Here is a 14,550-nt window from a genome sequence, read left to right as displayed (position 1 = left end):
AGATAAAAAGCGTACAGCAAAGAAATATATACAAAGATGATAAAGATAACAGATTTACATGCAGAGATAGATGGAAAGGAGATTCTCAAAGGACTTAGTCTGGAAGTAAAGGCAGGAGAAGTTCATGCCATTATGGGACCTAATGGTGCTGGTAAAAGTACATTAGCCAATGTGCTTTCCGGTAACGAAGCTTATGAAGTGACCAAAGGTGAAGTTCTTTTTGAAGGCAAAGATTTATTAGACTTATCGGTTGAAGATAGAGCAAAAGAAGGTTTGTTTTTAGGATTCCAATATCCGGTGGAGATTCCAGGTGTAAGCATGATTAACTTTCTAAAAATTGCTCATGCAGAGCATAGAAAATACAGAGGCTTAGAACCTCTAAGTGCATCAGAGTTTTTGAAGCTTTTGAAAGAAAAGAAAGCTTTGGTAGAGATTGATTCTAAGTTGACAAACCGTTCGGTAAATGAAGGATTTTCAGGAGGAGAGAAAAAGAAAAATGAAATCTTTCAAATGGCGATGTTAGATCCCAAATTGGCAATTCTAGATGAAACCGATTCTGGTTTGGATATCGATGCATTGCGTATCGTTGCTGGCGGTGTTAATAAATTGAGAAGAAAGGATAATGCTACCATCATCATAACACACTACCAACGTTTGTTGGAGCATATTGTGCCTGATTTTGTTCACGTTTTAGCTGACGGAAAGATTGTGAAGTCAGGGCCCAAAGAGCTAGCCCTTGAGCTAGAAGAGAAAGGATACGATTGGCTTACACGCTAAAAAAATAGATATATGACACAATTAGCAGCAAATAGCCAAGAATATTACGATTTGTTCAGAGAAGTAAAATCTCTAATAGATGAAAATAGCTCTAATAAACTGAATCAATATAGGGAAGAGGCGATAGAAAAGTTCAAAAGCTTAGGTGGTTTTCCGACCACAAAAGTTGAAGACTATAAATATACAAACATTGATAGCATCTTTGGCTATGATTATGGAATTGATCTAAAGAATCTATCATCAAAATTACCCTTTAAAAATGAGTGTGATATACCTGTAAAAGATGCTTATACTCTTTATCTTCGTAATGGCTATTTTATTCCAAACGAAGATTTAACTGAGTTAGAAAAAAAAGGCATAATTGTTTGTACACTACAAGAAGCCTCTCTAAAACATGAAGATCTTTTTACTAAATACTATAATAAGAAAGCTGGAGAGAGTGACCATAGTATCGTCGCGTTAAATACAGCTTTTGCAGAAGATGGCTTGTTTATTTTTGTGCCAGAAAAGACGGAATTAGATAAACCGATACAGCTGTTGAACTTCCTTCATGCTACAAGTGATTTGTTGATAAATGCGAGACATTTATTTATTGTTGAAAGTCAAGCTAAGGTGCAGTTTTTAGATTGTACCCATGCGTTAGATTGCAGAAAATTTTTAACGAATACTGTTGTTGAATTGTTTGCTGAGAAAAATGCAAAAGCAGAATATTATAATCTTCAGAATCAATTTGACAAGTCAACAATTTTACTAAATCTATTTGTAGGACAGAAGAGAGACTCAGAGGTTATCACAACTATTCTATCACTTCATGCCGAAAAGATTAGAAATAATGTGGCGGTTGATTTAGAAGATGAGAATTGTGACAACCATACCTATGGACTGTACTTGGCTGGAGCCAAAGAGCATGTGGATAATTTTACTGCTATAAATCATATTGCTCCTCATTGTAATAGTTGGGAACATTTTAAGGGAATTCTAAATGGTAAAGCTACTACAGCTTTCTGCGGACGTATCCATGTTTATAAAGATGCACAGAAAACGGAAGCGTATCAGACGAATAATAACTTAGTATTGAGTAATAACGCCAAAGCAAATACAAAACCGCAGTTAATCATAGAAGCTGATGATGTTAGCTGTAGCCATGGCGCCACTGTAGGTCAGCTCGATGAGGAAGCTATCTACTACTTACAAACTCGTGGTATTCCGTATAATGAAGCTTATCGTCTTATGATGACTGCTTTTATGAATGAGGTGACTGAAAAGATCCAGATTCCAGAATTGAAGGAACGTATAGAAAAATTGATTACCAACAAGATGTTAGGTAAAATTACGTATTGCGAGGCTTGTAATAATAAATGTGTAGACCAATAGATGCAAGATGTGCTAAATATCCGAAACTATTTTCCAGGACTTTCTCAGAAAGTTCATGGAAAACCTTTGGTTTATTTTGACAATGCAGCGACCACCCATCGTCTCCAAAGTGTAATAGATGCTTATTCAGATTTAATTATAAGTTCTAATGGGAATGTTCATCGAAGTCCTCACTATTTAGGACAGATGGCAACAAAATCTTTTGAAAATACCAGAGATAAAGTTCAAGAGTTTATACATGCTAAGCATAGACATGAAATTATTTTTACCAGAGGAACTACTGAGGCTATCAATTTAGTCGCTTTTTCCTACGGAGAAACGTTTATAAATGAAGGAGATGAAATTATTGTCTCTGAGATGGAGCATCATTCAAATATTGTCCCTTGGCAAATGATGTGTGAACGAAAAGGAGCTATCTTAAAAGTAATTCCATTTGATGATGAGGGAAATCTATTGTTAGATGAATACGATTCTTTATTGACAGAACGCACAAAATTAGTAGCAGTAACTGCGATTTCCAATGTACTCGGAACCATAAACCCAATTGAGAAGATCATTGAAAAAGCACATAGAAAGGGTGCTCATGTATTAATTGACGGTGCACAAGCTATTGTGCACAAGAAAATTAATATTCAAGAGATAAACTGTGACTTTTTCGCATTTTCTGCACATAAAATGTACGGTCCTACTGGAGTTGGAGTTTTATATGGGAAAGAAGACCTACTGGAGCAAATGCAACCTTACCAAGGTGGTGGAGAGATGATAAGTGAGGTGACTTTTAAAGAAACAACTTATGGCAACTTGCCGACTAAATTCGAAGCCGGAACACCAGATTTCACCAGCGTAGCTTCTTTCAGTAAAGCGATAGACTTTATAAATTCTATAGATTTATCGGCATGTATTTCTCATGAAAACAAATTGCTGAGGTATGCGGAAGAGAAACTAAAAAATATAGAAGGAATTATGTTTTATGGGACAAGTGCTAATAAAGCTTCACTGCTGTCTTTCACGATTGAAGGAATGCATCCATTCGATACGGCAACTTTGATAGACAAGCTGGGTTTTGCGATTCGTACTGGGCGCATGTGTGCTGATCCGATTATGGATCATTATGGAGTGCAGAGTATGATGCGGATTTCATTTGCACCGTATAATACTTTTGAGGAAATCGATCAATTTTATGTGGCTTTGTTACGCATTCGAGAGATGTTTTCCTAAGTTTGTAAAAAATTTGAGTTGATGAAAATACAAGAGATACAAGAGGAAATAGTTGAGGAGTTTGCAGCCTTTGATGATTGGATGGATAAATACGCTTATTTGATTGAATTAGGTGGAGATTTAGAACCGATGCCAGAATCTTTTCAAAAGGATGAGAATATTATTAAAGGGTGCCAGTCGCGAGTATGGCTCCATGCTGAATACAATGATGGTTTAATGAAATACTATGCTTTCAGTGATGCTGTTATCGTAAAAGGGATTGTCGCTTTATTATTAAGAGTTTTCTCTGAACAACCACCTAAAGATATTTTAGAGGCTAAAACTGATTTCATCTCGGAAATAGGTTTAGATGAACATTTATCACCTACCCGGTCAAACGGATTGGCAGCGATGGTGAAACAAATAAAAATTTATGCTTTAGCTTACAGTAAAGCTTAATTAATACAAAAAGGATTATGACTAAAAAGAATTTAGAAGCAACAATTATAGCGGTTTTACGTACCGTTTTTGATCCTGAGATTCCTGTAAATATTTACGACTTAGGATTAATTTATGAAATCGACTTTTACGAGGAGGACGAAGTAAGAATTTTAATGACACTGACTGCTCCTAACTGTCCTATGGCTGATGAGATTGTTGAAGAGGTAAATGATAAAATAAAAAATTTAGAAGGTATATCAGATGTTACCGTAGTACTTACATTCGATCCACCATGGGATAAAGAAATGATGAGTGAAGAAGCTAAGTTAGAGCTCGGCTTTATGTAAATCAGCTAGTCTATCTGTTAGTATTAACGAAAAGGTATTGTAGAAAAAATCCCTTCCATAACTAATGTCGAAGGGATTTTCTTTTTGCTGTATTTTTTCGCTTTTTTAAAGCTAGGCTAATTTTTCAATAGCATATTTTAATCTTGCTATTGTTTCATCTTTCCCTAACTGTTCCGTAATATCGAACAAATGCGGACCTCGTAAACCACCGACCATTGCAATACGGAAAGGAGCCATCACTTTGCCCATACCCAGCTCTTCGTTGGTAATCCACTCCTTGACTTTTGCTTCTAGATTAGCACTACTGAAATCATCGCTGTCCACAATTACTTCGTCGAGTAAAGATTGAAGAATGTTAGCGGTATTTTCTTTCCATTGCTTCTTTACAGCTTTTTCATCAAATTCCTCTGGGGCTTGAAAATAAAAATCCGTTTGTTCCCACAGTTCACTAACAAAAGAAACTCTTTCTTTGACCTCTCCACAAATTGCAGTCAGTTTATCTTTGGAAATACTAATACCCTTTTCCTCAAGAATGGGCATAAATAAAGAGGCGATTTCTTCATCAGTTTTTTTGATTAGGTATTGATGATTAAACCACTTCACTTTTTCGGGATCAAACTTAGCACCCGATTTACTTACTCTGCTTAGATCAAAAGCTTCTATTAATTCCTCCATCGTAAAAAGCTCTTGTTCTGTTCCGGGATTCCATCCTAATAACGCAAGCATATTCACAAATGCCTCAGGGAAATAACCATCTTCACGATACCCAGCAGATTCTTCCCAAGCTAGAGGGAATACTGGGAATCCCATTTTTTCACCGTCTCGCTTACTGAGTTTTCCTTTTCCTACTGGTTTTAAAATAAGCGAAAGATGAGCAAATTCTGGCATCGAGTTCTCCCAGCCTAATGCTCTATAGAGTAGTACATGCAGAGGTAAAGAAGGCAGCCATTCCTCTCCACGAATAACGTGAGAAATCTCCATCAAGTGATCATCAACAATATTCGCTAAATGATAGGTCGGCAACCCATCTGATTTAAACAAAACTTTATCATCTAAAGTAGAAGTATTTACGGACATATCTCCGCGAACGATATCTTTTAGATGTAAGGTTTCATCCTCAGGAATTTTAAACCTCACAACATAAGGAGCACCTTCATCAAGTAATTTCTGTGTTTCTTCACAAGAAAGAGAAATAGAATTCCTCATCTGATTCCTTGAAACTGAATTGTAAATAAATGGCTCTTTATTTTGCTCAGCCTCTTGGCGCTTTTTTGCTAATTCTTCTGGTGTATCAAAAGCTAAATAGGCATTGCCTGATTCTAAAAGCTGATCTGAATATTGTCGATATAATTCTTTACGTTCTGACTGTCTGTAGGGGGCATGAGGTCCTCCAACGCCAACGCCTTCGTCAACTTTCAAGCCAGACCATTTCAAGGCTTCCTGTATATATTCTTCAGCACCTTCTACATATCTTGTTTGGTCTGTATCTTCTATTCGAAGGATAAAATCTCCTCCATGTTTTTTTGCAAATAAATAATTATAAAGGGCTGTCCGTACTCCTCCTATATGCAAAGCTCCCGTAGGACTTGGAGCAAATCGAACTCTTACTTTTTGTGTCATAGTTTTGATATTATTTAAAAAACAAAGATAATCATCCCTTAATAATTAAAAGGGTGGACTTTATTTTTGTTTCTTAGAAATTGTGTCAAGCATATCCTTAGTCATGGCATCCAAATCATACTCCGGAGAAAATCCCCATTCCTCCTTTGCTGCAGATGCATCAATGCTGTCTGGCCATGAGTCTGCAATAGCTTGTCTCATGTGGTCTTCATGATAAGTGAGTTCAAATTCAGGCATGAATTTTTTGATTGAAGCAGCAATATCTTCAGGAGTAATGCTCATCGCTGTGATGTTATAAGCATTTCGATTTTTCATTTTTGAAGGATCTGCTTCCATTATTTTAATCATTGCATTGATAGCGTCTGGCATATACATCATATCCAAACGAGTGTCTGCACTTAGAAAAGAAGAGTATTTTCCTTCCTTTATTGCACTGTAATATATATCAACTGCGTAATCAGTAGTTCCGCCACCTGGGAGTGTGTCGTTAGAGATTAAACCTGGAAAGCGTACGCCTCTGGTGTCAATTCCAAAACGATAATGATAATAATCGCAAAGCAACTCACCAGCCACTTTAGTTACGCCATAGATACTGGTAGGTCTTTGAATAGTTACTTGTGGTGTATTCTCTTTTGGAGTAGTGGGGCCGAATGCTCCGATAGAGCTGGGTACAAAAACAGAGCAACCATGTACACGAGAGCTTTCTAATACGTTCACTAAACTATTCATATTAATCTCCCATGCCATCAATGGACGTTCTTCAGCAGAGGCAGAAAGAATTGCCGCAAGGTGATAGACAGTGTCAGGTCTGTATTTTGCAATGAGTCGTTCTACTTCTAAAGCATTAGTAGCATCGGCAATCGCAAATGTAGAATAAGGTCTTACTTTTTCATACAAATCATCACGAATGTCAGAGGAAATAATGTTTTCTTTCCCATAGCGTTTCGCTAATTCTCTTACCAATTCGGAGCCAATTTGACCAAGAGCTCCTGTGACTAATACTTTTTTCATTATATAATAATTTAGGGTTTTTAAACTTAAATTTTTGCAAATGTAAGGTTTTTATTATGTAATAGAACACATCTAATTGATGTTATATAAGGTTTTTTATTTCTTTTTGAAAATAACGGCAATAATCTGTGAGTCTGCACTTTTCACATTTAGGTTTTCGTGCCAAACAAATGTATCTTCCGTGAAGTATTAGCCAATGATGAGCTTTAGCAATAAGTTCTTCAGGAATATACTTAACGAGTTCTTTTTCTGTAGCAAGTGGAGTTTTAGAATTTGTGGTAAGACCAATACGTTCTGCTACTCTAAATACGTGAGTGTCAACTGCCATAGCAGGTTTTTCATAAACTACAGAAGCGATAACGTTAGCTGTTTTTCTCCCAACACCAGGCATTTTAATTAAATCTTTAATTTCAGAAGGTACAATGTCATTAAACTCTTCGTGCAATACTTTCGCCATTCCTACCAGATGTTTCGATTTGTTATTAGGATAGGTACAGGACTTAATGTAGGGAAAAACCTCATCAGGACTTGCTTCAGCTAGCACTTCAGGAGTTGGGAATGCCCCTATCAATGCTGGAGTTATCATATTGACTCGTTTATCAGTGCACTGTGCTGATAGAATCACAGCAACTAAGAGCTCATACGGATTTGAGTAATGTAATTCCGTTTCAGCACTTGGGGCATGCTCTTGAAACCACGCTATAACTTTTTCGTATCTTTCTTTCTTACGCATTTTATTTTATCCAAGTTATTTTTATTGCTTGTTTTGTTTGAGGCATTATCTTGAATCTGTCATCGGAACGAAGTCCTACTACCCAAATTATAGTTTCACCAGAACACAGAATCCAGGTATTTTCTTTTGCTAGTGTTGTCAATTTTTTGTCTTTGAATAGCTCGCTTACTTTTTTAGAACCCTGCATTCCAAAAGGAAAGAAGCGGTCTCCCTCTCTCCAACGGCGAAGTTGTAGAGGAAATTGTAATTTGTCTAAGTCAAAATAAGCTTTGCAAAGATCTGCTTGTATTTTTCCGTCAAATGGTTCTATTTTTAAATGAATTGGAGACTCGATGCCTTTTTTTGTTACAGAAAAACTGTCTTTTTTTGAATTTCTTTTCAATGATGTAAGATAGAGCTTACCTCTGCTTTTTATTAATCTATGTTCTGCTGTTTTAAAGTGTTTTTCCTCAGTATCCTCTATATTTGATAGAATATTTTCAATAACTGTTGACGAAAATCCAAAAGGAGTGAGCCATTCAAAAAGTAGCGAATGGGAATGTTTTTCTGAAATTAAATCATCAATAAGGAGTTCATTGTTAGCAATGAGTGTTTCTAATTTTTCTTGAATGTATTCCTCGTAGATATCCCGTACTTCTTGCAATCTCTCAGTGTCAGCATTCAATGTCTTTACAGCTCTAGGATTAATTTCTTCCAATAGCGGGATTACATCATGTCTTATCTTGTTACGTTGATAAATGGTTTCTTTATTGGTTGCATCCACATGATATACTAATTTGTTTCTTGTCGCATAATCGCTCAATTCCTGTCTGGTAAATTCTAATAGAGGACGAACAATGTTGTCTCGTTTTCTAGGAATACCTGTGAGACCTTTTATACCTGTTCCTTTGGTTAAATTTAAAAGTAAGGTTTCTGCATTGTCATTTGCATGATGTGCCGTTAGTATTTTATCATAATCATTCTTATAGCAGAGCTCATCAAAATAGGCATAGCGCAGATCTCTTGCCGCCATTTCGATAGAAATGGCATTTTCTTTTGCATAGCTAATCGTATCAAATTTCTTCGTATGCAAAGTAAGATTATGATTCTTACATATTTCTCTAACTAATTGTTCGTCATCATCAGAGGCCTCATTTCTAAGAGAGAAATTGCAGTGCACAACAGCAATAGAATTATAAAGTTGGCGGCAAAGTTCTAATAAAACCATAGAATCTAAACCGCCACTTACTGCTATTAAGAGAGTATCAGTATCCTCCCATAAACGATATTTCTCTGCTATTTTTCGAAATTTATAGAACATCATATAGCAAAGATACTGCTTTTCTACAACTATAAGCCCTTCATAAAGTCCAGAGCCTCTTTCATTTTTACCTTCACTTCTTCATTCTTTTCATTTGCATACGCATTTTCTAAATCTGGCAAATAATGTGTAAATTCAGATTCAGAAATGTAATATGCAGCACGAGCACGTACTGCTGGATCTTTGTCGTAGACCAATCCTTGTACCCAACGTTTTGCTGACCAAGAAACATGATCATGCAACCAATCCAATGCAGCAACTTTTTCTTCAGAAGTTCCATAAAGGAAAGTATCATAGTAGTTAGATTCTTTCTTTAGCATATCTTTTGTAAAGAGTATTTCTTGGTTGAACATATCAGGGCGAACAGCATTTTCTGAATAATCAACGTAGTCTTTCTTTAAAGTCCATCGAATGATGCGTGGTATAATCCAACGCATTCCGGGAGTTGCTTCTGGATGTGCGATACTGCTAAAAACACGACCTTCACCATAATCACTTGCGATAAAGAAAGGTCTATTATTTGTCATGTTTGCAGGAGCATTACCCTCCGTATGAACATCGCTTTCCATCATTGCGAAAGTTGTGAATGCAGGATTGCTAGTTGTGTCAATTACCGGACCTTCATAATAAACAACGTATGATAAGTCACGATCGGCAAGTTCAGGGAATAATTTTTTACCTTCATCAGTTAAAGAGAATTTTGCAAGTCCATGTCCTCTATTATCATGTTCAATATCAATAGCACAAGCTCCATTTATTCCCATACATGAATATTCTGGAGTATCAGAGAAAAGATAAGCACCCGCGCAAATTCCAAGGGCTCCGTGTCCACTTTTAATAAACTCTTTGATACGCTCTTGGTTTTCATGTCCTAAGTTGAGGTATTGACGACTGCCACCACCGCCTGGAATAATAATAGCATCTAATTCGTCTAAGACACCACCAGCAATATCCGCAGAAGTAATCATTCTTACTTCCATGTCTTTATCTAGTTTGATGGCTTCTTTAGCTTCCCATTTACAGACTTCAGCACCACCATGCCCATCGAACACACCCACTTGGATTTTTCCTAATGAGAGATCATTAGATTTAGCTTCTTCATTTTTCTTATCAGTACATGCCCAAAGACTTAAAAATAGTAGAAATACAAATATTCTTTTCATAATTAAACGGACGTTTTAGGATATTGTTATTTTTTTATTGTTTTTCAGTATTTGCAAATCTATTAAATTTCTTCAAATTTGTTATCACTTTGCTACAAAGCATTTCATTCAATAGTTTGTATCTTTGCAATAAAATTAAAGGAAAATATAGAAGCCATGCAAGAAACTCCTATCGAAAAATTGGGCGAATTTGCTCTAATAAATGAAATCACTAAAAATATTCAGATCCAAAATACCTCTACACTAAAAGGGGTTGGTGATGACGCTGCAGTGCTATCATTTAGTGAAAAAGTTGTAACCACAACCGATATGCTATTGGAGGGAATTCACTTTGACCTAATGTATACACCCTTGAAACATTTAGGTTATAAGGCTGTTGCCATTAATGTTTCTGATATCTTAGCAATGAATGCGACTCCTTCTCAAATACTTCTTTCCATTGCTGTAGATAAACGTTTTACAGTGGAGATGATAGAGGATTTTATGGAGGGAGTTCATTATGCTTGTGAAAAATATCGTGTTGACTTGGTAGGAGGAGACACAACGTCCTCACTTACAGGCTTCGCAATTAGCGTAACAGCAATTGGGGAAGCTACAGAAGAAGAGCTGTGTTATCGTGATGGTGCTAAACCTAATGAGCTTATTTGCGTATCGGGAGACTTAGGCGCTTCGTATTTAGGTTTACAGCTACTGGAGAGAGAAAAAGCATTATTTGAGAAAGAAGGAGTACAACCCGACTTAGCAGGACATGATTACATATTGGAACGTCAGCTAAAACCAGAAGCCAGACAAGATATTATTGCATTGCTCAAAAAACTGAAGTTAAAACCAACTTCTATGATTGATATTTCTGATGGACTAGCAAGTGATATACTGCAAATATGTAAGACGTCTAAAGTTGGATGCTTACTCTATGAGGATAAAATCCCTATTGATTATACAGCATATAATATGGCAGAAGAACTTAATATCAACGCAACGACCTGTGCACTGAATGGAGGGGAAGATTACGAGTTACTATTTACTTTGCCTTTAGATGCTCATGATATTATTGAGAAGACACCAGAAATCCAAACAATAGGTTATATCACTGAAGAAACGAAAGGTCATATTTTACAAACAAGAGGTGGTGCTGAGGTTGAGTTAAAGGCGCAGGGTTGGAAGTAAAAAAAAAGAGGCAGTTCTTAAAACTACCTCTAAAACTAACCTAAATCTTATCTAACTATGAAAATTTGTACATTACAAATGTATTTATAGAAATAGTTAATGGTAGTTAACAAAGCGTTAATGTAGGTTAAATAATAAAAAAAGAGACAACTCATAAAATGAATTGCCTCTAAAAACTAACCTAAATCTTACTAACTATGAAAAATTTTCATGGTACAAATATATTTCGATAAATTGTTAATAGGGGTTAAGCATGCGTTAAATGAGGTTAAAAACCGATTAAGGTACAGGATCATAACCACTTCCGCCCCAAGGATGACAAGATAAAATTCTCTTTATAGCCAAAAAGCTTCCCTTGAAAATACCATGTTTTTGTAATGCTTGTATAGCATACGACGAGCAGGTAGGATAGTAACGACACGATGAAGGGGTGAGAGGCGAAATGAACTTTTGATAAATTCGTATTGGGAAAATGAATAATTGCACCAAATATTTCATAATCTTGACTTAAGTTCTTGAATAATAACTGCAACAGACTTCAAAATTGTTGAATATGGTAATATTTCATTACCTACATACACCAAACCAATAGCATAAGTATCACCTATATTTCCAATATGCTGGCACAAACTTTCTTTACTTATTCGGTATGCTTCTCGTGTTCTGCGTTTTAGCAAATTCCGATCCACAGCCTTTTTTATTCGTCGTTTTGGAACACTAATCAGTACTTTTACTGGAGAAATATCGTTTGTTGGTATCTTACAGTAAACGACGCGAAATGGAAACTCAATAAAACTCTCATTGGACTGGAAAAGAGCATCTAAGTGTTGTTTTTTTCGCAGTCGCTCCCCTTTTGTAAATGTATTCAAGGGGGAAATCATAAGCTATTTTTTGTTATTGCTATTTATCGCTTTGATATATTGTTCTAATGCCATCGTCATTGATGGAGCTTTCGGCGACGGTGCTTTAATATCTAGACGTAAACCTGCTTTCTCTACTGCATCAGCTGTTGCAGTTCCAAATGAAGCAATCAGCGTATCTTTTTGTTCAAAATTAGGAAAGTTTTCAAATAATGATTTAATTCCTGATGGACTATAAAACACTAGTACATCATATTTTAAATCCCCTAAATCTGAAAGGTTACTACTCACCGTTCTGTAAAGTATTGCCTTAGTGTATTTCAGCTTATGTTTCTCCAAAAAGTTGGGAACAGTATCTTTATGAATATCTGATAATGGCAATAAAAATGCATCGTTCTTATGCTTTTTGAACGTAGGTAATAAATCCTCTATTGTACGCTGTCCGTAAAAGATTTTACGTTTACGATACTGAATGTATTTTTGCAAATACAAGGCAACAGATTCAGAAGTACAAAAATACTTCATTGTATCTGGTACAGTATAGCGCATTTGTTCAGCAATTCTAAAATAATGATCAATAGCAGTTCTGCTAGTAAAAATTACAGACTGGAAATCAGCTAGATTTATTTTTTGTTTTCGGAAATCACGAGTATCAACTCCTTTAACTTCAATAAAAGTGCGAAAATCTATCTTAACATTGTTTTCATTTGCAAGATCAAGATAAGGAGATTTGCCATTACGTGGTTCTGGCTGAGAAACTAAGATGTTCTTTATTTTCAAGGCGTTTCGATGTTTAGTGGTTGTTCATCAAAAAATCAATTAAAACAGCTACATATACAAAGGGTAGCAATTCAAGGGTGCAAAGGTACAAAAAACTGTGGATTTTAGAAAATTTTATGGACTTAAGTAGTTTATACACAAAATATAACTGTAATATAACTTTAATCAATAGCAAGACTAATGAGGTGTAAAACACTAGTGTATATGCTTCCTTTGGGTAGAACAAAATAACGATAATTAAAGGGAAAAATAGCATGCTTAATAGTTTATTAAAAAATCGTGCTATCCCATGATGCCCAATAACGATTCGCGTATTATTTACAAAATAGCCAGTTAGGCCTATAAGAATTGTTCTTAAGCCAATGAAACTAAATAACGTTAATGATAAAATCCCAAAAACTTCCCACCCAGAATAAGATGAGTTACTCACAACAATATAGTAAATAAGAGTAGCATAGACAAAATAGTTCAATAAATGCTGGAGAAGGCTAAATCCTTCTAGAAATACCTGACTATCCTTGTGTTTGCCCATATCCAGATATTTTGTTGTTAAAGATGATTTTTCTTTGCTATTTCTAGTGTAGATGAGCATGAGAAATAATAAAACCACCGATATGCATACAGAAGTTAAAATGACATTATCATATTTCTGCACAAACAAAGGAATTTCCTCTAAAGTTTTTCTCGGTGCAGAGATTTTAGTCACTTCTTTATCTTCTGCTCCTTTGGAGGAAGGATAAGGAATTACAGTTTTTATCTCTATAGAATCTCTCTCTATGGGCATGCTACAAAAATACGATATTTTAAGATAAAGCAGTTAATCTTCATTTTACGTTTTTATGAATATATATTTAATAAAATTGATAATTATTTTGATTAAATGAAAAATATTTTTACTTTTATCAAATTAATAAAATGATAAGTATTCTATGAAATTACCTGTGAAATGTCCGAGTTGTGAAAAAGCGCTTCAAGTAAGTCAGTTAAAATGTTCGCATTGTGAGACTGTCGTGAATGGAAATTATGATCTCCCACTGTATATGAAATTGACTAATGAGGAGCAAGATTTCATCCTGTCGTTTTTTTTGACAAGTGGTAGCATTAAAGCTATGGCAAAGCAAGCTGGAGTATCTTATCCAACCATGAGGAACAAAATGGATGATTTGATTGAAAAAATACAAAAACTTAAAAAATAATATGATGAATTGGAAACTGCTATTTAATCCGTTTCAAAAGATTGAAACAAATACGCTACTAATTATTGGAGGCTTATTATTCCTTATCGGGAGCTTTTTTGCCTTTTATTTCGGCTTTACGTTCGATGGCGTCTTGGACTTACACACTGTAGGTGAGATTTCGTTACTAAATGCATTCAAACAAAATGCGATTAATATCGTTATACTTTGGTTACTATTGTTAGGTTTAGGACTTTTTATAAATGCAAAAACTCGTTGGAATGATGTCCTTGTAAGTGTTCTTATTTTTAGAATCCCTTTTTATTTGATGATATTATTGAGTAGCATTCCATTTATAAAAAATACGCTAAACGAGTTTGCAAACTCACTAAAAATAGGAAAAGAGTTCCAGTTTGAAATTGAAAACATTCTTATCATCTCTGGCTACTCTATGGTTTCTTTAGCATTGCTCGTGTATGCTATTATTTTATTGTTTAATGGTTTTAAGACAGCAACGAATGCAAAAGGGTGGAGACATTATTTATCGTTTGCCTTAGTTTTGATTGTATCGGAAGTAATTACAAAGTTTATTATCTAAAAATACT

17 protein-coding genes are annotated in these 14,550 nt (G+C 35.3%); 8 read left to right on the top strand and 9 right to left on the bottom strand.

Annotated elements, in window-relative coordinates:
- Window positions 1-36: 36 nt before the first annotated feature.
- From sufC to C7377_RS00915, 5 genes are read left to right on the top strand one after another with little or no spacing between them, the layout of a single operon-like run.
- A complete protein-coding gene (gene sufC, locus C7377_RS00935) occupies window positions 37-777 on the top strand; it encodes a Fe-S cluster assembly ATPase SufC (RefSeq protein WP_116495468.1) in 741 nt (246 codons plus the stop codon).
- 12 nt (window positions 778-789) lie between these two features.
- A complete protein-coding gene (gene sufD / locus C7377_RS00930) occupies window positions 790-2,151 on the top strand; it encodes a Fe-S cluster assembly protein SufD (protein ID WP_116495467.1) in 1,362 nt (453 codons plus the stop codon).
- Window positions 2,152-3,369 carry an aminotransferase class V-fold PLP-dependent enzyme gene (locus C7377_RS00925; protein WP_116495466.1) on the top strand — a complete coding sequence of 406 codons (1,218 nt, stop codon included), beginning with the start codon at window positions 2,152-2,154 and terminating at the stop codon, window positions 3,367-3,369.
- Window positions 3,370-3,390: 21 nt separating this feature from the next.
- Entirely contained in the window at window positions 3,391-3,807 is a 417-nt protein-coding gene (locus C7377_RS00920) for a SufE family protein (protein ID WP_116495465.1), read from the top strand.
- A gap of 17 nt (window positions 3,808-3,824) precedes the next feature.
- Window positions 3,825-4,136, top strand: a complete 312-nt coding sequence (locus C7377_RS00915) for an iron-sulfur cluster assembly protein (protein ID WP_116495464.1) — start codon at window positions 3,825-3,827, stop codon at window positions 4,134-4,136.
- A 111-nt stretch (window positions 4,137-4,247) separates the two neighbouring features.
- Here C7377_RS00915 and gltX read toward each other — a convergent pair whose 3' ends face one another.
- The 5 genes from gltX to C7377_RS00890 all read right to left on the bottom strand — a co-directional run bounded on the left by gltX (window position 4,248) and on the right by C7377_RS00890 (window position 9,966).
- Window positions 4,248-5,756, bottom strand: coding sequence for a glutamate--tRNA ligase (gene gltX, locus C7377_RS00910; protein ID WP_116495463.1), 1,509 nt, complete (start codon window positions 5,754-5,756; stop codon window positions 4,248-4,250).
- A 60-nt stretch (window positions 5,757-5,816) separates the two neighbouring features.
- Window positions 5,817-6,767, bottom strand: a complete 951-nt coding sequence (locus C7377_RS00905) for an NAD-dependent epimerase/dehydratase family protein (protein ID WP_116495462.1) — start codon at window positions 6,765-6,767, stop codon at window positions 5,817-5,819.
- An 82-nt stretch (window positions 6,768-6,849) separates the two neighbouring features.
- Window positions 6,850-7,500 (bottom strand): endonuclease III, encoded by a 651-nt coding sequence (gene nth / locus C7377_RS00900; RefSeq protein ID WP_116495461.1) that lies wholly within the window; start codon window positions 7,498-7,500, stop codon window positions 6,850-6,852.
- A 1-nt stretch (window position 7,501) separates the two neighbouring features.
- Window positions 7,502-8,803, bottom strand: coding sequence for a tRNA lysidine(34) synthetase TilS (tilS, locus tag C7377_RS00895; RefSeq protein WP_116495460.1), 1,302 nt, complete (start codon window positions 8,801-8,803; stop codon window positions 7,502-7,504).
- 26 nt (window positions 8,804-8,829) lie between these two features.
- Window positions 8,830-9,966, bottom strand: a complete 1,137-nt coding sequence (locus C7377_RS00890; RefSeq protein ID WP_394336357.1) for a BPL-N domain-containing protein — start codon at window positions 9,964-9,966, stop codon at window positions 8,830-8,832.
- A 153-nt stretch (window positions 9,967-10,119) separates the two neighbouring features.
- Between C7377_RS00890 and thiL the strand changes: the two genes are divergently transcribed.
- Window positions 10,120-11,130, top strand: a complete 1,011-nt coding sequence (gene thiL, locus C7377_RS00885) for a thiamine-phosphate kinase (RefSeq protein ID WP_116495458.1) — start codon at window positions 10,120-10,122, stop codon at window positions 11,128-11,130.
- Between the two features lie 279 nt (window positions 11,131-11,409).
- On the opposite strand, the gene yidD is transcribed toward thiL, so the two are convergent.
- Genes yidD through C7377_RS00865 form a run of 4 tightly spaced genes read right to left on the bottom strand, consistent with a single transcriptional unit; the run spans window position 11,410 to window position 13,554 of the window.
- The gene (gene yidD, locus C7377_RS00880; protein WP_116495457.1) at window positions 11,410-11,628 is read right to left on the bottom strand and encodes a membrane protein insertion efficiency factor YidD; all 219 of its coding nucleotides are present in this window, start codon (window positions 11,626-11,628) and stop codon (window positions 11,410-11,412) included.
- Entirely contained in the window at window positions 11,625-12,011 is a 387-nt protein-coding gene (rnpA, locus tag C7377_RS00875; RefSeq protein ID WP_116495456.1) for a ribonuclease P protein component, read from the bottom strand. Before rnpA ends, yidD begins: the two co-directional genes overlap by 4 nt.
- A 3-nt stretch (window positions 12,012-12,014) precedes the next feature.
- The gene (locus tag C7377_RS00870) at window positions 12,015-12,770 is read right to left on the bottom strand and encodes a uroporphyrinogen-III synthase (RefSeq protein ID WP_116495455.1); all 756 of its coding nucleotides are present in this window, start codon (window positions 12,768-12,770) and stop codon (window positions 12,015-12,017) included.
- A 13-nt stretch (window positions 12,771-12,783) separates the two neighbouring features.
- Window positions 12,784-13,554, bottom strand: coding sequence for a DUF4271 domain-containing protein (locus C7377_RS00865; RefSeq protein ID WP_116495454.1), 771 nt, complete (start codon window positions 13,552-13,554; stop codon window positions 12,784-12,786).
- A gap of 145 nt (window positions 13,555-13,699) precedes the next feature.
- On the opposite strand from C7377_RS00865, the gene C7377_RS00860 reads away from it, so the two are divergent.
- Window positions 13,700-13,966 carry a DUF2089 family protein gene (locus C7377_RS00860; protein ID WP_116495453.1) on the top strand — a complete coding sequence of 89 codons (267 nt, stop codon included), beginning with the start codon at window positions 13,700-13,702 and terminating at the stop codon, window positions 13,964-13,966.
- A gap of 1 nt (window position 13,967) precedes the next feature.
- Window positions 13,968-14,543: a hypothetical protein gene (locus C7377_RS00855; RefSeq protein WP_116495452.1), complete on the top strand. Its 576-nt coding sequence runs from the start codon at window positions 13,968-13,970 to the stop codon at window positions 14,541-14,543.
- Window positions 14,544-14,550 lie beyond the last annotated feature (7 nt).

The sequence above is a fragment of the Balneicella halophila genome (genome assembly GCF_003096835.1).
In the GTDB taxonomy this organism is placed as follows: domain Bacteria; phylum Bacteroidota; class Bacteroidia; order Bacteroidales; family Balneicellaceae; genus Balneicella; species Balneicella halophila.
Note: the sequence above shows the minus strand (reverse complement) of the source record. Positions and strands in the feature narration are given on the sequence as shown.